This window comes from Alcaligenes endophyticus, assembly GCF_026344035.1.
Lineage (GTDB): Bacteria > Pseudomonadota > Gammaproteobacteria > Burkholderiales > Burkholderiaceae_B > Alcaligenes > Alcaligenes endophyticus.
This window is the reverse complement of record NZ_JAPKND010000003.1, coordinates 314,830-336,423: the sequence shown is the minus strand read 5'-3', so window position 1 is coordinate 336,423 and position 21,594 is coordinate 314,830. Positions and strand designations below refer to the sequence as shown.

Below are 21,594 nucleotides of genomic sequence, written 5' to 3'. Positions count from 1 at the left end.
GCTGTATAAGGAACTTTGTCAGAGATTATTAACATTAACAATGCTTTTGCATGGGTAATGTTTAAGGAGTTTCCCCAAGTGCTCCTGATAAGTGCCGAGGTTAGGCAACAGCGCACTATCTTTAGTTACGTCAATTATAACGCAGCTGTGTAGCCATATTTTCTGTATACAAAATTGTTCGTTTTAGTCACTGCAGAGGATCTTGGTAGACCTTAAACGATCACAACGGCATGGGCTTCAGAGGGAACTAATTCCCCTATGGGCTGTAATGCTAAACCTAGTTTTTGGGTGGTTTGTAGAAACTCAGTCACGCCTTCGGGGGCGACGGCTACGAGCAAACCACCACTGGTTTGTGGGTCACACAAGATGTTTTTTTGTGTAGGGCTTAATGCGCCAATGCGCTCACCATAGCTGTCATAGTTGCGGTGCGTGCCGCCGGGTATACAGTCTTGCTCGACGTAGTGGGCGATGCCAGGCAGCAGGGGGACGTTGTCTGCGTGAAGGCGTGCCGTTAAGCCGCTGCCATCTGCCATTTCGACGAGGTGTCCCAATAAACCAAAACCGGTGACATCGGTCATGGCCGTGACCTCGGGTAGTTGCCCTAGGTGGGTGCCTATAGAGTTAAGGGTACACATCCAGTCGCGGGCTAGGTGAGCATCTTCCGGACGTAATTTGCCTTTCTTTTCTGCTGTGGTAAGTATGCCTATGCCTAATGGCTTGGTGAGAAACAACTGGCATCCTGGGGTTGCTGTGTCGTTGCGCTTCATATGCTGTTGACTGACCACGCCCGTGACCGCTAGGCCAAATATGGGTTCGGGCGCATCAATGGAGTGACCACCCGCTAAAGTGATGCCTGCGGCGTCACAAGCGGCGCGACCCCCTCGTACGACTTCGCGTGCCACTTCAGGTGGAAGTACGTTAATGGGCCAGCCCAAGATGGCAATGGCCATGATAGGCTTTCCGCCCATTGCGTAGATGTCGCTAATTGCATTGGTGGCAGCAATGCGGCCAAAGTCGTAGGGGTCATCGACGATGGGCATGAAAAAATCTGTCGTGGAGACGACACCTAACTCGTCACTCAAGCCATAAACTGCCGCATCATCTTTTGAGGTATTCCCCACCCAAAGATGGGGGTCAAGATTTTGCGCTCCGCTACCCGCCAGAATGATATCTAACACTTTTGGGGAAATTTTGCAGCCGCAACCTGCGCCGTGACTATATTGGGTAAGTCGTATAGGTGTCGTCATAGAATTTCTACTCAGTACGGGATGGAAAGGGGGCCCAGACCGCTCACGCCTACGGATGGCAGGCGTGCGCAGCTTGGTGGACCTCACTTAACAGTATAGCGGGGTTTAATGTTCATCAAACGGGCTCGGGCGGGACAGCACCTGCCCCATAAGCAAGACACAGCAGGGGGACTATAAAGTCCCCCTGCTGTGATCAGTCTAACTTAGACGGTACAACTTTAAGGCATTTCAATTTGGGCAGCCTCAATGACTTTGCCCCAACGGGAAAGTTCTGCTTTGGTGTACTCCCCTAATTCTGCTGGACCTTGGAAGCTGGGATAGGCGCCTAGAGACTGCGCTTTTTCTTGAAACTCAGCTGTTTGCGTAATTTTTTCGACTTCTGCTGCTATTTTATTCACTACATCAGCAGGAGTGCCCGCTGGTGCATACATGGCGAACCAGGAAGAGATCTCCAGCTCGGGATAGCCGGCCTCAGACGCCGTGGGGACATCAGGCAATGAGTCTAAGCGTTTAGGACCGGTGACGACCAAGGGGGTGAGGTTACCGTTTTGAATATGGGGCAACAGTGGTGGTGGCGTAGTCATGGTGAGATCTACAGCGCCCCCCATCAAGTCGTTCAGCGCAGGGCCTGTGCCGTTATAGGGAATGTGAAACAGCTGGGTTTCAGCCATTTGGTTAAAAAGTTCGGTGGCGACGTGCTGAAGCGAACCCACACCCGAGGAGGCGTAGTTGAGTTCTCCTTTCTTTGCCGCGTCCGAATTAACCAGTTCCTCTAGGGTTTTGTAAGGCAGCGTAGAGCGTACGACTAACAGTTGCGGGGCAGACAGTACATTAGCCACAGGGGAAAAGCTGCTTACTGGGTCCCAGTTTTGGTTTTTCAATAATAAAGGGCTAATAACTTGAAAGCCTGAATATTGAAACAACAAGGTATAGCCGTCGGCGGGCGCACGACTGACTTGTTGAGCGGCGACTCCACCTGATCCACCAGGACGATTGTCAACGATAACGCTGGTGCCTAGGGCGCGGGCGAGTGGTTCTGCAATCATGCGGGCTGCAATATCGGTGGTGCCGCCTGGCGCTGCCGACACGTACAGATTAATAGGTCGATTGGGGAAGTCATTGGCTTGGGCGGCCGTGCCCAGTAAGCCTAGGCAGCCCACTATGAGAGAGCTGGCGAATAGTCGTGCTGTTAAATTTTTAGGGGTGTACACAGCATATCTCCTTTTTTGTGTATGAATAGTGTGCTGAGTCGTCAGCGAAGAACGAAGTAAACAAACGCGTTGAAACGGGCGCGCCCTTGGGTTGAGCGTGTTATGACAAAACTGGCTTATGCAGCAAAATGCTCGGCTAACCAGGCAGGAGCCGGGTGTGTCTGTAAGCGAGTACCGGCAGTGAGCAAGGGGGAGCTTAAGGGGCGCTGTACTAAGGCGGGTAGATCTTTCACAATATCCAGCAATCGGTTTAGGTTCACGCCAGTGTTGATCCACATGCATTCGAACATGTGCACCAGCTCTTCGGTGCTGACGTTGCCGCTAGCGCCTGGAGCATAAGGGCAGCCGCCTAGTCCACCTGCCGCTGCGTCAAAGCGTGTGATGCCTTCGCCCCAGCCGGCTAAAGCGTTAGCCAGTGCCATCCCGCGCGTATTATGTAAGTGCAATGTCAGGGCGCTGGCGGGTATATGCGCTATATGCTGAGCGCATAATTGTGTGACTTGGGTGGGGTAGGCCATGCCGGTGGTGTCGCACAGTGTGATGCCCGTGGCCCCGGCAGCCATAAACTCTTGGCTAAGGGCTAAGACTTGTTCGGGCGCGATGTCGCCCTCAAAGGGGCAACCGAACGCCGTCGATAATGAGACATTGCAGGGCAGGTTGTGGGCTTGGGCCTGCTCGATAATATCGAGCAATTGCTGCTTAGATTGCGCACGGGTCATGCGCAAATTGGCACGGTTATGTGTTTCGCTGCAGGACATGACGATATTGCACTCGTCAATGCCTACCGCTAGTGCACGCTCTAAGCCCTTGAGATTCGGAATGAGCGCGGTATAGATGACATCAGGGTCGCGGCGTATGCCTTGCATAACCTCTTGGGCGTCTGCCAATGCGGGGATGGCGCGAGGCGAGGTAAAGCTGGTGACTTCAATACGGCGAAAGCCACAGGTGGAAAGCTGATCTATAAACGCAATTTTATCTGCCGTTGGCACAAGCTGCGGTTCAATTTGTAGCCCGTCGCGTGGAGCAACCTCGTTAATTTCTATGTTGTCGGCGCCGATTTTCATGCAATGATGCCCTTTTCTTGTAGTTGTTCAATGACGCTGGCATCGACGCCTGCGGCTTGCAGTGTGCTGATGGTGTGCTCACCTAATAATGGGGCACGCGACTGAATAGCGCCCGGGGTGTCGGATAACAAAGGCATGATATTGGGCATCTCCACTTCTAGGCCGCTGGCGGCGGTGACTGTGGCGATGGCTTGGCGCGCTCGATAGTGGGGGTCTTCAGCAATGTCGCGTACCGAGTAAATACGACCGGCAGGCACTTGCGCGGCGTGCATAGCGTGCAAAATTTCATCGGGATGACGAGCGCTGGTCCAGGCGCCAATGGCTTCGTCCAGCTCTGCTACGCGCAGCGCGCGGCCGTGATTGTGTGCTAGTTCCGGGTCGGCAGCTAGATCTGCTCTGCCGATGGCGTGCATTAAACGCTGAAAAATAGCATCACCATTGCCAGCAATTAAGATGTATTCACCTGTATTGCATTGGTAGGCATTGGACGGTGCGATCCCAGGTAGGGAAGCGCCTGCGGGCTCACGAATGGCTTTAAATACAGAGTATTCGGGCAGGAGGCTTTCGGTTAGATTAAAGATGCTTTCAAATAAAGACACATCAATCATTTGGCCCAAGCCGCCGCGTGCGTCGCGCTGATACAAGGCCAGCAATACTCCCAAGGCTCCGTGTAAGCCCGCTAGCGTATCGCCAAGGGATAAGCCAGCGCGTACCGGTGCTTGGCCTGGGTTCCCATTAAGATAACGTAATCCGCCCATGGCCTCCGCGATAGCGGCAAAGCCAGGTTCTTGGCTGCGTGGGCCTGTTTGGCCATAGCCTGATACGCGCAGCATGATCAGCTTAGGGTTGGCAGCGTGAAGCTTCTCCCAAGATAGGCCCCACTTTTCCATGGTGCCTGGACGGAAGTTCTCAATCAGTACATCGGCCTGGCTGGCGAGTTGGCGCACAATATCCTGGCCTTCTTTTTGGCGCAGGTCTATGCATACCGAGTGTTTGCCGCGTGATTGAGCTTCCCACCATACAGAGGTGCCTTCGTGCAGCAGGCGCCACTTACGCAAGGGATCGCCTAAGCCGGGTGGCTCTATTTTGATGATGGTGGCGCCAAAGTCAGCCAAGGTCTTGGCTGCAAACGGCCCAGCGATTAACTGACCTAGTTCTAGAACTTTAATGCCAGATAAAATCTGTTTGGACATATATGCCTCTTGCCAGCAAGTAACTGAGAAATCGAGATAATTCAGTGTGGCACAGCAAAGCACAGGCGAGGAATGACCAAGTTTTCATAACCGCTTTCGTATTTTACGAAAGCGCTAAGGAGAAAAAAGGGCTTTAACGGGGTTCTGAAACGCGCAAATGTTCTAGTAATAGTTTGCTTGCGGCCGAGAGTTGATCAGGGTCTCGGGCCCCAATGAGTAGATTTCGGTGGGCCCATTCGTCTTGCAAGGGGACGAGGGCTAACTGTAGGGTTTGGGAGAATGGCTGAACGGCTAGCCTAGGTAAAACCCCTATGCTGTTGGTGGCCAATGCAAGGCGGCAGATGGAGTCAAACCCGCGTACCTGTATGCGCAGCTTAAGCGGTTTGCCCTGGCGCTGGCTTTCTTCTTCTAGGCGCAAGGCTAAGGAAGTGCGTGAGCTGAGACCGACATAGTCAAAATCCAGGGTTTCGTTAAAAGAGATATGCTTGCGTTGATACAAGGGATGCCCGGGGGGCACGATAAGGACTAGGTTGTCGCTACGATAGTGGCAGGTATATAAGCCATCACAAGGGGTGCGGTCAGCAAATATGCCGATATCAGCCTGATTGTCTTGTACGGCTTTAACAATAGTGTGACTATTTTCCTCTTTAAGGTTCACTTGTATAGCGGGATGCTCGCGCATAAAGACAGCCAAGTCTTGGGATAAAAACTGGGTGATGGCGGAGGTGTTGGCGGCGAGCCTGATCTCCCCTCTGACTCCACGCGTATAGTCAGAAAGTGCTACTTCGAGTTGTTCGACCTCGTTCAGAATGCGCAAGGCATGTTGCAGGCATGTTTGTCCCGCTTCGGTCATCTCCACCCCGGCAGAGTGACGGTAAAACAGTTCCGTTCCTAAGGTGGTTTCTAAGTCTGAAATACGCTTGCTGGCAGCGCCAATTGCTAAATGCATGCTGCGGGCGCCAGCCGAAATACTGCCACCGCGAGCGACGGCGAGAAAGAGGGCGAGCGTAATAAGATCGAAGCGAGCGAGATTCATAGTAGAGGCGTGTGGTGTATTAGTTTTGGCGGTATTGGCTCGTGGTTTTGCCCGTCCAACGTTTAAAGGCGCGGCGAAAGTTGGTAGGCTCGGTAAAGCCAAGCAGTAGGCTTATGTCATCAGTGTTCATCTGAGTCGTTTTTAAATATTCTGAGGCTAAGGAAGAGCGGATATCGTCCAAGATAGCAGAAAATGAGGTGTTTTCAGCTTGTAGCCTGCGGCGTAAGGTGCGGGCGGTAATGCCTAACTGAGCGGCTATGTCGTCCATGTCGGGGAATACTCCAGGGCGTTTCAGTAAGCGTTGATAGACTTCTCCTGCCATGCCCTTATAGACCCTAGCTTGATCGACTAACAGGTCGCACGTTTGTTGCAGTACTGCCGCAGAAAGCTGATGAGCCAAATGTGGGCGTTGATTAAGAATGACGCCGTCATAATGGAGCTCGGACTGAGGGTGCTCGAATACGCAAGGGCAGCCCAAGTATTGCTGGTATAAGTCAGCATACAGCGGTGCCGGATGAGAAAAATAGGCAATAAGAGGGGGGCAAGGCCGTCCAAATACGTCTTGTAAGTGAGTGACGTGTTGGGTGAATTGTTGTTCCAGCAAAAAGCGACGAATTTCTCGTGAGTCGTGAAAAAGTAGCTCGTCAGGAAACGTCCACACGGCACGCCCATCACGCTCACTCCACTCAATCGTTAAGGTAGGGGTGGCCAAGGAGTGAAACTTAACGCCTAGTCGAAAGTAATCGCGCATGTACAGACAAGACATTAAGGCGTAGCCGTACATTCCATAGGCCGACAGATGCAGTCTTGAGCCTGTCTCAAAAGGAGTGGAAGGGAGGGCCCCCAAGTGCAAGGCGTTGTCGCATACGGTGACGTACTGCTGAACAGAGGTTAGGGCCGAGGCATCGTGAAGCTGGGTGGGGGAAATACCCGTGTTTTTGAGGCTCATATCCGGTGTAATACCTTGCTCTGCCAGCACTTCCACGAGCGCGGCTATTTTGTAGGGAGCATGGATGCGTTCGTTATATAAAGGAGTTTTACTGCGCATAAGGTCACTTCGCCTATATTGATCTTTATCTGTCCTATAAAGATCTTACCAGAGTGCTAAAATATCGGTAAGCTCTTATTTGTAAAGCAATAAATTCAACGCTTATGTTGCCAGGCCGCACGTTGGTCGCAGCACAAATGGAACGCACGAAAATCATGAGATTACAAAATAAAGTAGCGATTGTTACAGGAGCTGGCCAAGGCATCGGAGCCGCCACTGCAAAAAAATTCGCCCTAGAAGGGGCGGTGGTAATAGTTTGCGATCGCCGCGCTGACTCAGTGGAGCAAAGTTTACAGGCATGTAAACAGGCGGGAGCACAAGCCGCGGGCTACACCTTAGATGTGACCGATCGCGCCGCCGTCGAAAAGGTGGTTGCTGACGTTGTGGCCCGCTTTGGTCGTGTCGATGTACTGGTGAATAATGCGGGTATAACCCAAGATGCGCGTTTGGAAAAAATGACCCTGGAACAGTTTGACACGGTGATTGATGTCAACTTGCGCGGTGTTTTTCATGTGGCTCAGGCAGTGTTGCCCACGATGTTGTCGCAAGGAGCTGGCGTGATTTTGAATGCCAGCTCGGTAGTGGGAATTTATGGCAATTTTGGTCAAACCAACTACGCCGCCACTAAATTCGGCGTTATCGGTTTTACCAAAACGTGGAGTCGAGAGCTAGGGCCTAAGGGCATACGGGTTAATGCGGTGGCGCCCGGCTTTGTCGAGACGCCTATCTTGTCCACCATCCCAGATACCGTTATGGAAAAAATGCGTGCGCAAGTGCCGTTACGCCGTTTAGGCCAGCCAGAAGAAATTGCGAACACGTATGCATTTTTGGCCAGTGATGAGGCAAGTTATATTAATGGCGCCGTGATTGAAGTGACCGGCGGGCTCAGTTTATAAGCAAGGAATGATAATGAAAATTGCTGATCGTTTGTTACCGCCCGCTGGTTTACGGGTGCTGATTAGTGGTGGGGCGGCGGGCATAGGCCGTGTTATTGCGCAGGGCTTTCACGAAGTTGGTGCTCAGGTTTTTGTATGTGATATTGATGAATCTGCGTTGGCAAAAATTCGGCAAGAACTACCTGGCGTAGAGGGGATACGAGCCGATGTCAGCCAAGCTACGGAGGTCGATCAGGTCGTAGAGCAGGGGGTGGCCCGTCTAGGCGGACTGGATGTTTTGATTAATAATGCAGGGATTGCCGGCCCTACGGGAGCAGTAGAAAGTTTGACCGAGCAAGCGTGGGAACAAACTGTTAGCACCAACTTGAATAGTCAGTTCTACTTTTTGCGTAAAGCCGTTCCGCATTTAAAGCAATCCCGCCAGAATCCGCATGTGGTGGTGATGTCATCCGTGGCGGGGCGTTTAGCGTATCCGTTTCGCACCCCTTATGCTGCAACTAAATGGGCGGTTATTGGTTTGATGAAATCCCTAGCGAATGAGCTGGGGCCCGACAATGTACGGGTGAATGCGATTTTGCCCGGCGTGGTGGAAGGTGAGCGCATGAGTCGTGTGATTGCAGCGCGTGCTGATGCATTAGGCATTACCACCGAGCAAATGCAGGCCCAGTATGTAGAGAAAATTTCTTTGCGGCGTATGGTTACCGCTGAGGATGTGGCAGCAAGCGTGTTGTACTTGTCTTCACCTGCTGCGGTGAATGTTACCGGGCAAGCAATTAGCGTGGATGCGAACGTTGAGTATTTGTAGGCCCTGGACTTCATCGCCTTAGTATTCGATAAAAAATGCCCACCGTATTAAGGTGGGCATTTTAGTCTTTGGTCTTTGGGCTGATGCCTATTGTGCGCGTGTGTTAGATCGCGGTGGCGTCAGCCCCTTTCAGGCCAAGCATTGCGCGAGCTTCATCTGGGGTGGCGATATCCAAAGACAGCTCCTCCAGTATGTGGCGAATTTTAGTGACTTGCTCAGCGTTAGAGCAAGCAAGCTCCCCGCGATTCAGGAATAGACTGTCCTCTAAACCTACGCGTACGTTACCGCCCATAATCGCTGCCATGGTGGCTAAAGGCATTTGGTGACGACCAGCACCCAATACAGAGAAACGGTAGCCATCGCGCCCAAAGAGACGATCGGCTGTTTCACGCATGTGAATCAGGTTTTCGGGGTCGGCACCGACACCGCCTAAGACGCCCAGTACGCACTGAATAAAGAGCGGCCCTTCAATCACGCCCTCTTTGACGAAGTGCGCTAAGTTGTACAAATGACCTACGTCATAGCATTCAAATTCAAAACGGGTACCGTTGGCTCCTAAGGTTTGGATAACCTCTTTGATGTCGCGGAAGGTATTGCGGAAGATAAGATCTTCCATATTCTGGATATATGGCTTTTCCCACTCATACTTCCAGTCATCGATTTTCTCTGCCAAAGGGTGAATCGAGAAATTCATTGACCCCATATTGAGCGAGCACATTTCTGGCTGTGCCACTAATGGATAAGCCAGACGCTCAGCGAGCGACATGCGCGTGCTACCGCCGGTCGTGATATTAATGATGCTATCGCACGCCGCTTTGATGGTGGGTACGAATTGCTGGTAAATCGCTGGATCGGGAGTGGGGCTGCCGTCCTTAGGGTCGCGGGCGTGCAGGTGTAGAATGGCTGCCCCGGCTTGGCTGGCTGCAATCGCTTCAGAAGCGATTTGTTCTGGCGTTAAAGGCAGGTAGGGTGACATACTGGGGGTGTGTACCCCGCCAGTAATGGCGCAGGTAATAATGACTTTATCGCGACGTGATTTCATAGCGTTAACATTTTGGCCAGTAAAAGGGTTAGACGGCCAGCCAATCGGCTAGCAGTTGTTCGTTATTGACGATTTCATGGGGGCTGCCCTCATACACAATGCAGCCTTGTCCCATCACATACATACGACTGGATACTTTGAGAGCGATGGCTAGCTTTTGCTCTACTAAAATGACTGCCACACCTTTGCGATGGATGTCTTGGATGCATTCACCTACTGCCGCTACGATCATGGGTGCCAGGCCCTCAGTGGGCTCGTCAATCAAGATGAGTTGCGGATTGCCCAACAATGAGCGGCACATCGTGAGCATTTGTTGCTCGCCGCCCGATAAGCTGCCTGCGTAGGTATTGCGACGCTCCTTTAAGCGAGGAAAATAATCGAACATGTCTTGTAGCGACCACTTGTGAGTCCCGTCCACACCCGCTTGTTCGCCCATGCGCAAGTTTTCTTCCACCGTAAGGTTGGCAAACACCTCACGCTCTTCGGGTACATAAGCAATGCCAGCACGACAAATTTCGTACGCGGGCCGTCCAGCCAGTTCGCGTCCATTTAACTGCACGGAGCCGCTGCTAGGGGGTAGTAAGCCCATAATTGCTTTTAATGTGGTCGAGCGGCCTGAGCCGTTACGGCCAATCAAGCTAATGGTTTCGCCTTTAGCGACTTCTAACGACACCCCATGGAGTACATGGCTTTTGTCATAGTGGGCGTGAACATTATCGACTTTTAGTAAAATGTCCTGGCTCATGCTTGTACCTCTTCGCCCAGGTAGGCTTCTTTTACTGCCGCATTGGCACGAATTTCAGCGGGGGTGCCCGTGGCAATAAGTTGACCATATACCAACACGCTGACTCGATCGCTTAAGGAAAAAACCACTTCCATGTCATGTTCGACGATAAGTAAAGCGCGGCCTATGGTGACCTCTTTGATCAGCCCCATCGTGTATTCGGTTTCTTCTTTGGACATACCCGCCATAGGCTCGTCTAAAAGAATAATCTTAGGGTCGGAGGCGAGCGTCATGGCAATTTCCAGGGAACGCTGCTCGGAGTAAGACATTTCACCTGCGATAGTGCTAGCACGTTCGGATAAGCGGACGAGCTCGAGCAATTGTTCGCTTTGCAGCGTAACTTTTTTCTGCTTGTCCGCAAAACGCCAGAAGCAGAACTGCAAGCCGTAGCTACGCATGACCGCTAGACGAATATTTTCAAATACCGTGAGGCGGGGGAAAATATTCGTAATCTGAAAAGAACGAGCTAGGCCTAGGCGGTTAATAGCTTGGGGGGTTTTACCTAAAATCGATTGCTGGTTAAGCTGTACATCACCGGATGTGGCGGGGATGTTGCCGGAAATCAAGTGAAACAGCGTGGACTTCCCCGCGCCGTTCGGGCCAATGATGGCGTGCCTTTCTTGCGCGGCGATATCTAGGGTGACGCCACGGATAATCTCAGTCGGGCCAAATGATTTACGCAGATCCTTGAGGCTCAGAATGGCTTGGCTCATGACGCGCTCCTTGATTCTTGAAGCATTTGTGTACGGTCAGCTTGACGGGCACTGATGCCTTGGGCACAACGCCACAACACGATACCCAACACAATGGCCGCGGCTGGAATTAACCATGTGCTCCAGGCGCTGGGATGCCATTCATGTTGGAAGAGTTGAATGGGTGGAGCGCCCGCTGGGCCTGCCGCTTGGGCCAAGAACTTATAATCTTGAGAAAACACACGGCCAGTCAATTCAGTTAATAGGACGATGCCGGCGCTTAGCGAGGCGACAGCGATGGCGTAGACAACGAGCAATTTGCTGAAAGCCACTGCGCCATGTTGCTGGGTGTAGCGCACGCTATGAATGACTAAACCGCTTAAACCGGTGGGCATGAACATCATGACCAAGACAAAGAGTAAGCCTTGGTAGAGCAACCAAGATTGCGTCATGTCGGAGACGGCATAACCAAAGAATGTCATCAGTGCAGCGCCTAAGGCTGGGCCTAAGAAAGCATGCACGCCACCAATATAGGTGTTCAACACCACCGCTGCAGAAATGGCGGGGTCAAAGACGACATAGTTAGCTGCTTCGTTATTGATGACCTGCAAGCCGCCTGCGACGCCCGAAAACATCCCGGAGATCGCAAAGACGAGTACCCCAATATAGTGAACGTTGTAGCCTAAAAAGCGTAGGCGATGGCTGTTTTCACGTAGTCCCAGTGTGAGACGTCCTAATGGTGTGCGTGTGAATAGGAATAGTAAAAAAATGCACGCTGCTACCCACGCCAAGGTCAGGTAATAGACTTCGATCTGACTGCCAAAGTCAAAGCCCCATGCAGGCATACGCATGCTGGATAAGCCCGCTTCTCCCCCAAAGGTATCGCGTAAGTGGGGCGATAGGGAGTGTATAAGCTCGGCAATGGCCAAGGTAATCATGGCGAAATAGGCTCCGCTGCGCTGGGTGGCGAACCAACCTGCTAGCAGGCCCATTAATAAGCCGCCTACTGCGCCCGCCAAGGGCATGAGGGGAGTCGGTAATAGACCAGCTCCGGCAATAGCGTTCATGGCATGGATGGTGGCAAAGGCACCGATACCAAAATAGGCCGCATGACCAAAAGAGAGCATCCCAGCTTGACCGCACAACAGGTTGTAGGCGGTAGCAAAGAGAGCGGCGATCAGCATGCTGATGGCGGCGTTTATCAAGGTGGCTGATAGCAGCCATGGCGCAGCAGCGAGTGCGGCCAGTAAGACTAGACTGACTAAAACGGGAATTCTCATTTCTTATCCTTTACTACCCATCAGTCCACTGGGGCGAATCAGCAAAATCAGGAGCATCAGTGCAAAGGGCAGGGTACCGGCCAAGCTAGAGACTTTAAGCACGAAGATGCCGCCTAAGCTTTCTGCCACTTCGCGGGCTCCAAACAAGGCAAATAAGTCGGCCAGTGAGGCGTCGATGACCACTGCTACCGAGCTCACTATGCCGATCAGTAGGGAGGCCAACATGGCACCTCCTAGCGAGCCTAGGCCGCCCACGACCACCACGACAAACACCATAGCACCTAGTTCTAAGGCCATATTGGGGTTCGTGGTGTAGAACGCACCGGCAACGGCGCCAGCAAGTCCAGCTAGACCAGCGCCAACACCAAAAACGCCCATGAATACCAGAGGAACGTTGTGGCCTAAGGCTTGCGCCATCTGCGGGCGATACATGGCTGAGCGAACGACGATGCCGACGCGCGTGCGAGTCAACAGTTGATAGATCGCAATGAACATAAGGATGGCAATAGCACCCATCCACACGCGGTAGCTAGGGTAGCTCAACCCACCTAAGGTAAAGGCAGAGAAGTCCAAAGCTTCGGGAATGCGGTAGTTAACGGGGTAGTTACCAAAAAAGAGTTTGATTATTTCGGCGATGATAAAAGACAGACCAAAAGTAATCAGCAGTTCGTGTGCGTGCCCGTGATGATGTACGCGGCGCAATATATAGCGCTCAACCAGTACGCCGATGAGCCCGACTAAGATAGGAGCAAGCAGGATAGCGCCCCAGTAACCTAAGGAGTCTTGCAGGGTATAAGCAAAGTAAGCGCCCAGCATGTAAAACGAGGCATGGGCAAAGTTTAATATGCCCATCATGCCAAATATCAGGGTCAGCCCGGCTGACACCATGAATAGGAGCAGTCCATAGATGACGCCATTCAACAGGGATATGACAAGATGATCCATTTGTATTTCCTAAATGAATTGGCTGCTGGCCCCCGAACCAGTCGCTCAGGGGCGTGCTTGAATAAAACGCTAAGGCTTAGCTAGGGCGTTTCATCTTGCAGGTGCCAGTGGGGGGCGTGGCAGCCTCTACAGCAGACAAAACTTTGACGGGTTTGAAACCGATGTCGGTGCCATCAGCTTTGAAAGCAGCATCTTTCGAGGCCATAGATACGACCATAGGCATCAAGGCTTGATGATCCTCTGCACGCATGCTTGTTGTACCCATAGGTGTCTCAATGGTGGTGTTTTCTAGCTCGAAAGCCAGTGCGGGCACATTGAGCTTACCGTTCTCGTCAGGTTGTACGCGCTTCATCGCATCGGCCACCATCATTAGGCCAAACACAGTTTGGGGTTCGATGAATGTTGGCGCATGGCCTGTTTTGGCTTCGTAGTCTTTGATGAACTCTGTACCCGCGTCACCCGCTGCTTCTGGGTTAAAAGCCTGTACGACAAAGTGACCGAGTGCTAAATCGCCGGCGTTAGCGATATTGCCGGGCTGATCCAGATATGTGGTCCCAAAGCGCGTTTGTAAGCCCGCTGCGCGGGTGGCTTTCATCAATAGCAGCAGGTCGTTGCCCCAGTTGCCGGTCATCACTGTTTGTGCTTGGCTGGAGGCAATTTTGCTGACATAAGGAGAAAAGTCCTGAATTTTACCTACATCGTGCAAGGTTTTTTCAACGACCTCATAACCACCGTTGGCTGCATTATCAACAATGGCCTGTTCCATGTCTTGGCCCCAGGAGTAGTTCTGGTTGATGGCATAGACTTTGGTGCCTAGGGCATCGGCTTCTTTCATTCCCGCTACCATGGCTTGTACGCGTATGGGGGCGTTGCCAGCAACACGGAAGTGATAGAAATTACATTTGTCGCCAATGAGGTCTAATGCTTCGGCACCGACGTTTAGGTAAATCAGCTCTTTACCTGGATTGCGCAAATTGTGTTTGCGCACGTCTTCGGTAATTTGTCCGCCAATGGCCGAGGAGGCTCCTTGAACCACGATTTGTACGCCATCTGCAATGGCGGCTCTGAGTTTGTCAGCAGCGCCCGCAGGGCCGCCTTGATTGTCGTACTCAACGAGTTCTAAAGGTTCGCCATGCCAGCCGCCCTGCTCATTGATCTTGTCAATGGCATAACGCGTTGCTGCACGGTAAGTTAACCCCGTGGATGCTTGCGGACCAGACAGGGTTTCTAATATAGCCACCTTAACCGGTGCTGCTAGGGTAACGGGAGTAACAAATACTAGGCCTGTGAGTAAGGCGCTGAGCAAACTTGGTTGTAATTTCATTTTACGTCTCCTGACATAGTAACGACGCTGAACGACACGGTGTGCATGCGCGTTGAGTGATCTGGATGAGCTCAAGAGGTAGCAACTTTGCTGTCGTGGAAGGTGAATTTTATCGGTAGATTTGAAAATTCAGGAGATCATTTTCAGACCCTAGGAAATCATTTTAGGACAAACCGACTAGGGACTTTCCCGAGTAGTGAAATGGCTTTTCATACAGATGAGCTTTGGGGCGTGGGGCACGCGATGCATAATTGCCTGCTCTAGCGGATGGTTGCCCAAGGTATACTCGTTACGGCTGCCACACGAAAGGGTAGTAGTATTTTTAAAGAGTGTTTCCGGTAATGAGTGATATCGCCACAGCAAGTCCCGAATCGCAAGCCAATGGGCAAAATTTACTTGAAAAAGTACTTAATGTCTTGGCCATTGTCTTTTCCATCGTGCTCATTGTCTGTATTTCCTTAGAGTCGTTCCAGTACGGACGCCACATGAGCTCCTCCGTATACCTAGCGATACAGTTTTGGATCTGCGCCTATTTTTTAGTGGAATTTATTGTTCTACTGCTACGCTCAGAGAGTAAACGGCGGTTTTTTTGGCGTTATCTGGTGCTGGTTGTGCTCTCGGTGCCTTATCTGTTCATTATTGGTCATTTTGCGATTGATGTATCACCAGAAGCGGCTTATTTGCTGCGCTTCTTGCCTGTTGTACGTGGTGGGGTGGCCTTAGTGATTTTGGCCGGTATGCTAACGCATAATCGCATCAATAGTTTGTTCTTTTCTTACATTGTTTTGTTTTGTGCCTTAATTTATTTTCAAACTCTGATCTTTTACATCTTTGAGGTCGGTGTGAATCATCAGGTAAAAACGTATTACGATGTCCTGTGGTGGGCAGCCATGACCGTCACGACGGTGGGCTCTAATATTATTGCTGTGACCCCTATGGGTAAGGCTTCTGCCACCATTTTGGCCTGTATAGGGATGACCACCTTACCAATTTTTACTGCTTATATCAGCTCGGTGGTACAGCGCTTTAATCATCGCGCCCGCCTCGATTAACACAAAGAGATAGGCAGGGCTGAGGGCGTGTGGTATTACCACGCCTTCCTGAGCAAAAATGTATCAAGCGGCTTAGCGCTATTCTTTTTGGGCGCGCCATTGCTATGATTGCTGTTTTCTCTGTACATAGACCTCGGGCAACATGCCCTATACCTGATCTTTATGCCTACTAGTACTCCAGACTCCTCGCAAGAATTACGTCGCGAACTTAAACCGCGCCATCTATCCATGATTGCCATAGGTGGCTCTATAGGCACAGGGCTGTTCGTGGCCTCCGGTGCGACGATTGCCGAGGCCGGGCCGGGCGGTGCTTTATTAGCGTATATGCTTATTGGCGTCATGGTGTACTTTCTCATGACCAGCTTGGGCGAGTTGGCCGCCGCGATGCCCGTATCCGGTTCTTTTGCGACCTACGGCGCGCGTTATGTGGACGAAGGTTTTGGCTTCGCCATAGGTTGGAATTATTGGTACAACTGGGCAGTGACGATTGCGGTAGACCTAGTCGCTGCGCAATTGGTCATGAGCTATTGGTTCCCCGAGGTACCAGGCATTGTCTGGAGTGCGATTTTCTTGCTACTCATGTTTTTATTAAACATGATCTCTGTCAAAGGCTTTGGCGAGGCTGAGTATTGGTTTGCTTCTATTAAAGTAGTAACCGTACTTGTATTTATAGCCATCGGTTTGATGATGGTATTTGGGATTTTGCAGGGGCACGAGTCGCCAGGCTTGCAAAACTGGACAGTGGACGATGCTCCTTTCCCTGGGGGGTTTGCTAGCCTAATTGGGGTGGCCATGATAGTGGGATTTTCTTTCCAGGGAACCGAGCTCATTGGTATTGCAGCGGGTGAGTCTAAAGATCCAGCACGCAGTATCCCTAAAGCCGTGCGTCGCATTTTTTGGCGTATTCTTTTGTTCTATATCTTTGCGATTCTCATTATTGGATTATTGATTCCCTATAACGATCCACAACTACTACGCAATGATTTAGATGATATTAGCGTCAGCCCGTTTACCTTGGTGTTTGAAAAAGCGGGTCTGTTGTCTGCTGCGGCCATTATGAATGCGGTGGTATTGACCTCAGTGTTGTCGGCGGGAAACTCGGGCATGTACGCCTCCACACGAATGTTATTTAATCTTGCGCGGGAAGGGAAAGCCCCACGCATTTTTGGCCGTTTATCTGAAAATGGTGTTCCGCGTTATGCGCTGCTAGCTACCACCGTTGTGGCGGCGCTATGTTTTATTAGCGCTGTGTTTAGCCCTACGGCTGTTTATATTTGGTTGTTAAACACTTCGGGAATGACAGGGTTTATTGCTTGGTTAGGGATTGCCTTAAGCCATTACCGCTTCCGTCGAGGCTATGTGGCGCAAGGGCGTAGCGTAGATCGTTTACCTTACTTGTCGAAGTTTTTTCCGTTTGGCCCTGTCTTTGCGTTTGGCCTGTGTTTACTCATCACTCTGGGGCAAAACTATCAAGCGTTTTTAACCGACCGAATTGATTGGGCCGGCGCTTTAGCCACTTATATTGGCTTGCCGCTATTTTTGTTGATTTGGCTGGCGTATCGGCTTGTTAAGGGGGGCGGGATTGTAGCGTATCAAGACATGCGTTTCCCTGAATTAGATCAGCGGCAGTCAAGCCAATAATGTCTTGTCGGGTGGCGTCTTGGATATTTTCACCCTAACGATGTGTTCGTGCTAAGGTGAACCTTCACTTGATTTTCCTTTTTTGCTATGACGCCACCACGCTCTGAAACTGTTACGAAAGATATGGCCTTTTATGGCATTGCTTTATTGATCGGCTTTGCTACGGCTTTAGTGGGCACGGTTTTTCATCGCGTCGTGGGTTTTATGCAAATGCATTTGCCCCAAGTGCCCAGCTATTTAGGTGTAGAAGGTGTGGCTGCAGCCGTTTTTTTGGCGTTCTTGTGTGCATCCATGATGTGCCTAGCTGTCCTCTTGGTGCGTAAGTTTGCTCCTGAAGCTAGTGGCTCGGGCGTGCAAGAGGTTGAGGGGGCCATGGCAGGCTTACGTCAGGTGCGTTGGCAGCGCGTATTACCCGTCAAATTTTTCGGTGGTTTATTGTCACTAGGTTCTGGTTTGGTGGGCGGGCGTGAAGGGCCCACCATACACATGGGCGCCTCAATAGCCCAAGCCTTGTCTCAGCGCGTCACGATGGCGGTATCAGAGGCCCGTGCTTTATTAGGGGCAGGAGCAGCGGCGGGGTTAACCGCCGCCTTCAATGCCCCCGTAGCTTCGGTGTTATTTGTCATCGAGGAGGCTCGCGGTGTTTTTCCGTATAGCATGCGCACCTATTATGCGGTCATCTTAGCCAGTGGGGCCAGTGTGCTCACGACGGTGGCCTTGTTGGGGCCAACCCCATTCATGGCCATGTCCGCCACCGCCCCCGAATTAGTCGTTTTTCCTATCTTTGTGCTGTTAGGTGTCGTGCTGGGCGTGATGGGGGTGTTTTTTAACCGCCTTGTGCTAACTAGCTTAGATTATGCCCAACAGATCAGCGTCCGATACTCTGCCTATTTGTGGCCGTTACTGTTGGGCTTATGCATAGGCCCTATGGTGCTTTGGCTACCTGATGCCACGGGGGGAGGGGAGTCGCTGGTTGAGCGCTTGGTGCATCACCCTTTGTCTTTGGGGCTATTAGGCTTGTTGGCGATCGTGCGTTTGGTCATGACGGTAGCCAGTTATGCCGCCGGTACTCCAGCAGGTATTTTTGCACCCATTTTAGCTATTGCGGTCGTATTTAGTGTGTTTTTTGGCAAACTGCTGATGCTTTTCTTGCCCTTGTCGCCCGACCTTTTAGTCGCGCTAGCAGTGGCAGGTATGGCTGGGTTGTTTTCCAGCACCATACGCGCCCCTATGGTGGGCGTGGTGTTAATTGTAGAGCTAACAGGTGCCTACAGCTTGGCGGTGCCCAGTTTTTTATGTGCCATGACCGCCAGTGTGGTCGCTTCCTCATGCGGGGGGCGCCCCATCTATGAGTTGCTATTAGAACGTACGCTGCGCCTCGCAGGCCAATCCGTTCCCCAGGACGATAACCACGGCTAGCCACCTTTTGGGTTCTTTATGGCGCAGCAAGCTGAACGCTTTAGATGATAAAAAGGGGCCTAAAGCAATGCTGCTTTGGCCCCGCTTGGGCGACTACGTTGTAATTAGTCGACTTTCCCCATTTTTTGTATCACGTTGGCTAAGCGCTGGGCATCGGCCTGCCAATAAGCGTTAAATTCTTCGCCATCTAGGTAGTCCATTGGGCTGCCCGCCGCCTCTAGGGTCTTGCGTAGCTCTGTGTCTTGGCTTGCTTTACGGCTTGCATCCAGTAAGGCTTGAACCGCGTGCTCTGGTGTTTCAGCGGGTACAAACATGCCCGACCATTGGATGAACTCTGCATCATACCCCAGCTCTTTCAGGCTTTTTACTTCAGGCATGCTGCTGACGGGTTTGGTTCCCCAGTGGGCGAGTGGCTTTAGTGTGCCTGCTTTAATGTGCTGGATGACGGTAGCGGGTCCCGTGGCTAAGGCATCCACATGCTTACCTAATAATGCTGTTACCGCTGGGCCACCGCCCGTGAAGGGGATATGACTCAGTTGTATGTCGGCTTCTTGTGCGAGCATTTCCATTGGTACATGCATCGTGCCGTAGATTCCAGAGCTTCCGTAATTGATCGCACCGGGGTCTTTTTTGGCGGCAGCGATGAATTCTTCTAAGGTATTCCAAGGAGCGTCAGCACCTACCACGAGCACAGTAGGATCAGCTGTGATACGAGCGATGGGTTTAAATTGATCTAAGACATACGCGGGCTTGCGCTCTAGAACTTTATCAGCCTCGGGGATGATGGAGATAGAAGATAAGGTAAAAAGCGTGTTGTAGCCATCGGGTTTGGCGTTGGCTGATGCAGCCATACCGATAGCGCCACCCGCACCACCGCGGTTCTCGATCACTACCGGACGCCCTAGGGTCGAGCTTAGAGAGTGGGCGAAGGGTCGACCCACGCTATCTGCCACCCCTCCGGGGGGAAAGGGGACCAGCATTTGTATGTTTCTATCGGGATAAGTATTGGCCGATACGATTCCGCTAAGCAGAGTGCTGGCGCTGCAAAGTCCTACCAAGGTGAGTTTCTTGAGTGTTTTCGTCAACATTTGTCTCCTCCACGTTCTAACTAGTTAAAGTCGTTTTCTAGTGTGCCGATACCTTTGATTTCAATGCGCACTTGGTCGCCCGTTTTTAGGTATTGCGGAGGGTTCAAGCCCATACCTACGCCAGCGGGTGTGCCTGTGGCAATAATGTCGCCCGGATACAAAGTAATGCCGCGTGAGCAAGTTTCGATCAACGAGGCAATATCAAAAATAAGATCACGGGTGTTGCCAGACTGACGTAATTCACCGTTCACCCAGCAGTTCAGCTCGGTGTTCTCGGGGTCAATTTCATCCGCAGTAACTAACCACGGACCCATGGGGCAGAAAGTGTCGAAAGACTTGCCCAGGTCCCATTGTTGGTGGCGGATTTGTACGTCCCGAGCGGTCACATCGTTCACAATGGTGTAGCCGAAGATGTGTTGTAGTGCATCTTCTTTCTTGATGTTTTTGCCGCCCACCCCAATGATTACCGCAAGCTCTGCCTCGTAATCAATTTTTTCGGATACTCCGTGTGGCAGTTGTACCGTATCTTGGTGAGCAATAACGCTTTCAGGAACCTTAGTAAAAACAATAGGCCACTCGTCTGCTTTGGCAGAGTTGTCTTTAAAGACTGAGCTGGCCAGTTCTTTAGCGTGTGCATGGTAATTGCGTCCTACGCAAAATACGTTGCGTAGTGGGCGTGGAATAGGGGCCAGAATTTGAGCCTGTTGAAGGTCTTGTCCCTCACCCTCAATCGGTGGTAATTCTTTTTTTGGTCCAATTAGTTGTACTAACTGGTTCATGTTCTCGATGTTTACCCCATTAACGGCGGTAATTGGCCAGTAGCGCTGTTTTTCAGTATCTACAGCGGCTACAATGACCTTGTCTTGTATTTTAAGAGTTGCCAGCTTCAATGTAATCTCCTTGTTGAATATGGTTTAATAGTACCACTAAAATACAAAAATGAACCAATGCTTATTTTAAATGTACCATTTGGTCTATGATTGACGATAAACAACTATATTTAGGGTTACGTTCCCCTAGAGCGTTACTGTTAGTGCAAGATCTACTACAGCGTATGCGTAACGGGAGTCTAGTGGCCGCTATGCGTCTACCTGCTGAACGCGAGTTGTGTGAGCAGTTCAATATCTCACGTGGTACTGTGCGTAGGATCTTGTCTAACTTTAGTGAGCAAGGTTTATTGCACCAAATGCCGGGAAGCGGTACTTTTGTGACGGACAAAGCGACTCTGTTATTACAGGGGGCGGGTAGCCATCAGATCGCTTCCGCTGCCGATCCGGCCTATGTGAGCCCTGCAGACCTCATGGCGGCGCGCTTATTGATTGAGCCTTTGATGCCGCAATTGATCGTACAAAATGGTACCGTGCAAGACTTCGAACGTATGCAAGAGTGCTTGACCTACTCTGAGCAGGCCAGCAGCATTGAAGAGTTTGAGCATTGGGATGAACAACTACACGCGGCATTGGCCACGGCCACTCATAATGCTTTTTTTACGCAGCTGTTAGGTCTGGTGAATCAGGTGCGCGATCAAGGTGAGTGGGGTAACTTGAAGAAAAAATCCTTAACGCTCCAAAATAGGCGCGCCTACGAAAGACAGCATAGGGAATTGGTTGAAGCTTTACGTGCCCGTGATGCGAGGGCTGCTAAAAAAGTTCTCACCGAACACTTGGAGCAAATTCAAGTGAATTTATTTCAGATCAGCTAGGGCGACGAACTGTTTAGACAATGAGCAAGACAATAGTAGTGGCTGTCACAATTAGCAAAAAACAGCCTCTGTATTGCTGTCACCCTAGCGTAGCGACCCACAGATAGCTGCGCTTGGGTGACGGG

General features: G+C 51.3%; 20 protein-coding genes. 6 read left to right on the top strand and 14 right to left on the bottom strand.

Annotated elements, in window-relative coordinates; genetic code table 11:
• Positions 1-212 precede the first annotated feature (212 nt).
• The 6 genes from selD to OSH01_RS08095 form a co-directional block, all read right to left on the bottom strand.
• Entirely contained in the window at positions 213-1,247 is a 1,035-nt protein-coding gene (gene selD / locus OSH01_RS08120) for a selenide, water dikinase SelD (protein ID WP_266123580.1), read from the bottom strand.
• Between the two features lie 218 nt (positions 1,248-1,465).
• Entirely contained in the window at positions 1,466-2,458 is a 993-nt protein-coding gene (locus tag OSH01_RS08115; protein WP_376918067.1) for a Bug family tripartite tricarboxylate transporter substrate binding protein, read from the bottom strand.
• Between the two features lie 116 nt (positions 2,459-2,574).
• On the bottom strand, positions 2,575-3,522 hold the full coding sequence (locus tag OSH01_RS08110) for a hydroxymethylglutaryl-CoA lyase (protein WP_266123579.1): 948 nt from the start codon (positions 3,520-3,522) through the stop codon (positions 2,575-2,577).
• Positions 3,519-4,715, bottom strand: coding sequence for a CaiB/BaiF CoA transferase family protein (locus OSH01_RS08105; RefSeq protein ID WP_266123578.1), 1,197 nt, complete (start codon positions 4,713-4,715; stop codon positions 3,519-3,521). The genes OSH01_RS08110 and OSH01_RS08105 overlap by 4 nt, the downstream gene beginning before the upstream one ends.
• A 133-nt stretch (positions 4,716-4,848) precedes the next feature.
• Positions 4,849-5,751 (bottom strand): LysR substrate-binding domain-containing protein, encoded by a 903-nt coding sequence (locus OSH01_RS08100; protein ID WP_266123577.1) that lies wholly within the window; start codon positions 5,749-5,751, stop codon positions 4,849-4,851.
• A 19-nt stretch (positions 5,752-5,770) separates the two neighbouring features.
• Positions 5,771-6,799, bottom strand: a complete 1,029-nt coding sequence (locus OSH01_RS08095) for an AraC family transcriptional regulator (protein WP_266123576.1) — start codon at positions 6,797-6,799, stop codon at positions 5,771-5,773.
• Positions 6,800-6,954: 155 nt separating this feature from the next.
• Between OSH01_RS08095 and fabG the strand changes: the two genes are divergently transcribed.
• Both fabG and OSH01_RS08085 read left to right on the top strand, forming a co-directional pair.
• Positions 6,955-7,695, top strand: coding sequence for a 3-oxoacyl-ACP reductase FabG (gene fabG, locus OSH01_RS08090; RefSeq protein WP_266123575.1), 741 nt, complete (start codon positions 6,955-6,957; stop codon positions 7,693-7,695).
• Positions 7,696-7,708: 13 nt separating this feature from the next.
• The gene (locus OSH01_RS08085) at positions 7,709-8,500 is read left to right on the top strand and encodes an SDR family oxidoreductase (RefSeq protein ID WP_266123574.1); all 792 of its coding nucleotides are present in this window, start codon (positions 7,709-7,711) and stop codon (positions 8,498-8,500) included.
• A 103-nt stretch (positions 8,501-8,603) separates the two neighbouring features.
• On the opposite strand, the gene OSH01_RS08080 is transcribed toward OSH01_RS08085, so the two are convergent.
• The 6 genes from OSH01_RS08080 to OSH01_RS08055 form a co-directional block, all read right to left on the bottom strand.
• The gene (locus tag OSH01_RS08080; RefSeq protein ID WP_266123573.1) at positions 8,604-9,542 is read right to left on the bottom strand and encodes a BKACE family enzyme; all 939 of its coding nucleotides are present in this window, start codon (positions 9,540-9,542) and stop codon (positions 8,604-8,606) included.
• A gap of 28 nt (positions 9,543-9,570) precedes the next feature.
• Positions 9,571-10,287: an ABC transporter ATP-binding protein gene (locus OSH01_RS08075; RefSeq protein ID WP_266123572.1), complete on the bottom strand. Its 717-nt coding sequence runs from the start codon at positions 10,285-10,287 to the stop codon at positions 9,571-9,573.
• Complete coding sequence (locus tag OSH01_RS08070; RefSeq protein ID WP_266123571.1) at positions 10,284-11,039, bottom strand: ABC transporter ATP-binding protein; 756 nt, start codon at positions 11,037-11,039, stop codon at positions 10,284-10,286. The genes OSH01_RS08075 and OSH01_RS08070 overlap by 4 nt, the downstream gene beginning before the upstream one ends.
• Entirely contained in the window at positions 11,036-12,298 is a 1,263-nt protein-coding gene (locus tag OSH01_RS08065; RefSeq protein ID WP_266123570.1) for a branched-chain amino acid ABC transporter permease, read from the bottom strand. The genes OSH01_RS08070 and OSH01_RS08065 overlap by 4 nt, the downstream gene beginning before the upstream one ends.
• A 3-nt stretch (positions 12,299-12,301) precedes the next feature.
• A complete protein-coding gene (locus OSH01_RS08060) occupies positions 12,302-13,243 on the bottom strand; it encodes a branched-chain amino acid ABC transporter permease (RefSeq protein WP_266123569.1) in 942 nt (313 codons plus the stop codon).
• A gap of 76 nt (positions 13,244-13,319) precedes the next feature.
• Positions 13,320-14,567: a branched-chain amino acid ABC transporter substrate-binding protein gene (locus OSH01_RS08055; protein WP_266123568.1), complete on the bottom strand. Its 1,248-nt coding sequence runs from the start codon at positions 14,565-14,567 to the stop codon at positions 13,320-13,322.
• Between the two features lie 341 nt (positions 14,568-14,908).
• On the opposite strand from OSH01_RS08055, the gene OSH01_RS08050 reads away from it, so the two are divergent.
• The 3 genes from OSH01_RS08050 (at position 14,909) to clcA (ending at position 18,679) form a co-directional block, all read left to right on the top strand.
• Entirely contained in the window at positions 14,909-15,619 is a 711-nt protein-coding gene (locus OSH01_RS08050; protein ID WP_266123567.1) for an ion channel, read from the top strand.
• A 162-nt stretch (positions 15,620-15,781) separates the two neighbouring features.
• Positions 15,782-17,260 carry an amino acid permease gene (locus tag OSH01_RS08045; protein ID WP_266123566.1) on the top strand — a complete coding sequence of 493 codons (1,479 nt, stop codon included), beginning with the start codon at positions 15,782-15,784 and terminating at the stop codon, positions 17,258-17,260.
• A gap of 87 nt (positions 17,261-17,347) precedes the next feature.
• On the top strand, positions 17,348-18,679 hold the full coding sequence (gene clcA, locus OSH01_RS08040; protein ID WP_266123565.1) for a H(+)/Cl(-) exchange transporter ClcA: 1,332 nt from the start codon (positions 17,348-17,350) through the stop codon (positions 18,677-18,679).
• A gap of 104 nt (positions 18,680-18,783) precedes the next feature.
• Here the strand turns inward: clcA and OSH01_RS08035 are convergent, their stop codons facing one another.
• Positions 18,784-19,767, bottom strand: coding sequence for a tripartite tricarboxylate transporter substrate binding protein (locus tag OSH01_RS08035; protein WP_266123564.1), 984 nt, complete (start codon positions 19,765-19,767; stop codon positions 18,784-18,786).
• Between the two features lie 20 nt (positions 19,768-19,787).
• Positions 19,788-20,657, bottom strand: coding sequence for a fumarylacetoacetate hydrolase family protein (locus tag OSH01_RS08030; RefSeq protein ID WP_266123563.1), 870 nt, complete (start codon positions 20,655-20,657; stop codon positions 19,788-19,790).
• An 86-nt stretch (positions 20,658-20,743) separates the two neighbouring features.
• Here OSH01_RS08030 and OSH01_RS08025 point away from each other — a divergent pair, with 86 nt between their 5' ends.
• Complete coding sequence (locus tag OSH01_RS08025; RefSeq protein WP_266123562.1) at positions 20,744-21,469, top strand: FadR/GntR family transcriptional regulator; 726 nt, start codon at positions 20,744-20,746, stop codon at positions 21,467-21,469.
• Positions 21,470-21,594 lie beyond the last annotated feature (125 nt).

Bases quoted from the DNA above. Each gene is read 5' to 3' on its own strand.
- selD (WP_266123580.1), bottom strand. From the start codon at position 1,247: ATGACGACACCTATACGACTTACCCAATATAGTCACGGCGCAGGTTGC.
- OSH01_RS08110 (WP_266123579.1), bottom strand. From the start codon at position 3,522: ATGAAAATCGGCGCCGACAACATAGAAATTAACGAGGTTGCTCCACGC.
- OSH01_RS08105 (WP_266123578.1), bottom strand. From the start codon at position 4,715: ATGTCCAAACAGATTTTATCTGGCATTAAAGTTCTAGAACTAGGTCAG.
- OSH01_RS08100 (WP_266123577.1), bottom strand. From the start codon at position 5,751: ATGAATCTCGCTCGCTTCGATCTTATTACGCTCGCCCTCTTTCTCGCC.
- OSH01_RS08095 (WP_266123576.1), bottom strand. From the start codon at position 6,799: ATGCGCAGTAAAACTCCTTTATATAACGAACGCATCCATGCTCCCTAC.
- fabG (WP_266123575.1), top strand. From the start codon at position 6,955: ATGAGATTACAAAATAAAGTAGCGATTGTTACAGGAGCTGGCCAAGGC.
- OSH01_RS08085 (WP_266123574.1), top strand. From the start codon at position 7,709: ATGAAAATTGCTGATCGTTTGTTACCGCCCGCTGGTTTACGGGTGCTG.
- OSH01_RS08080 (WP_266123573.1), bottom strand. From the start codon at position 9,542: ATGAAATCACGTCGCGATAAAGTCATTATTACCTGCGCCATTACTGGC.
- OSH01_RS08075 (WP_266123572.1), bottom strand. From the start codon at position 10,287: ATGAGCCAGGACATTTTACTAAAAGTCGATAATGTTCACGCCCACTAT.
- OSH01_RS08070 (WP_266123571.1), bottom strand. From the start codon at position 11,039: ATGAGCCAAGCCATTCTGAGCCTCAAGGATCTGCGTAAATCATTTGGC.
- OSH01_RS08065 (WP_266123570.1), bottom strand. From the start codon at position 12,298: ATGAGAATTCCCGTTTTAGTCAGTCTAGTCTTACTGGCCGCACTCGCT.
- OSH01_RS08060 (WP_266123569.1), bottom strand. From the start codon at position 13,243: ATGGATCATCTTGTCATATCCCTGTTGAATGGCGTCATCTATGGACTG.
- OSH01_RS08055 (WP_266123568.1), bottom strand. From the start codon at position 14,567: ATGAAATTACAACCAAGTTTGCTCAGCGCCTTACTCACAGGCCTAGTA.
- OSH01_RS08050 (WP_266123567.1), top strand. From the start codon at position 14,909: ATGAGTGATATCGCCACAGCAAGTCCCGAATCGCAAGCCAATGGGCAA.
- OSH01_RS08045 (WP_266123566.1), top strand. From the start codon at position 15,782: ATGCCTACTAGTACTCCAGACTCCTCGCAAGAATTACGTCGCGAACTT.
- clcA (WP_266123565.1), top strand. From the start codon at position 17,348: ATGACGCCACCACGCTCTGAAACTGTTACGAAAGATATGGCCTTTTAT.
- OSH01_RS08035 (WP_266123564.1), bottom strand. From the start codon at position 19,767: ATGTTGACGAAAACACTCAAGAAACTCACCTTGGTAGGACTTTGCAGC.
- OSH01_RS08025 (WP_266123562.1), top strand. From the start codon at position 20,744: ATGATTGACGATAAACAACTATATTTAGGGTTACGTTCCCCTAGAGCG.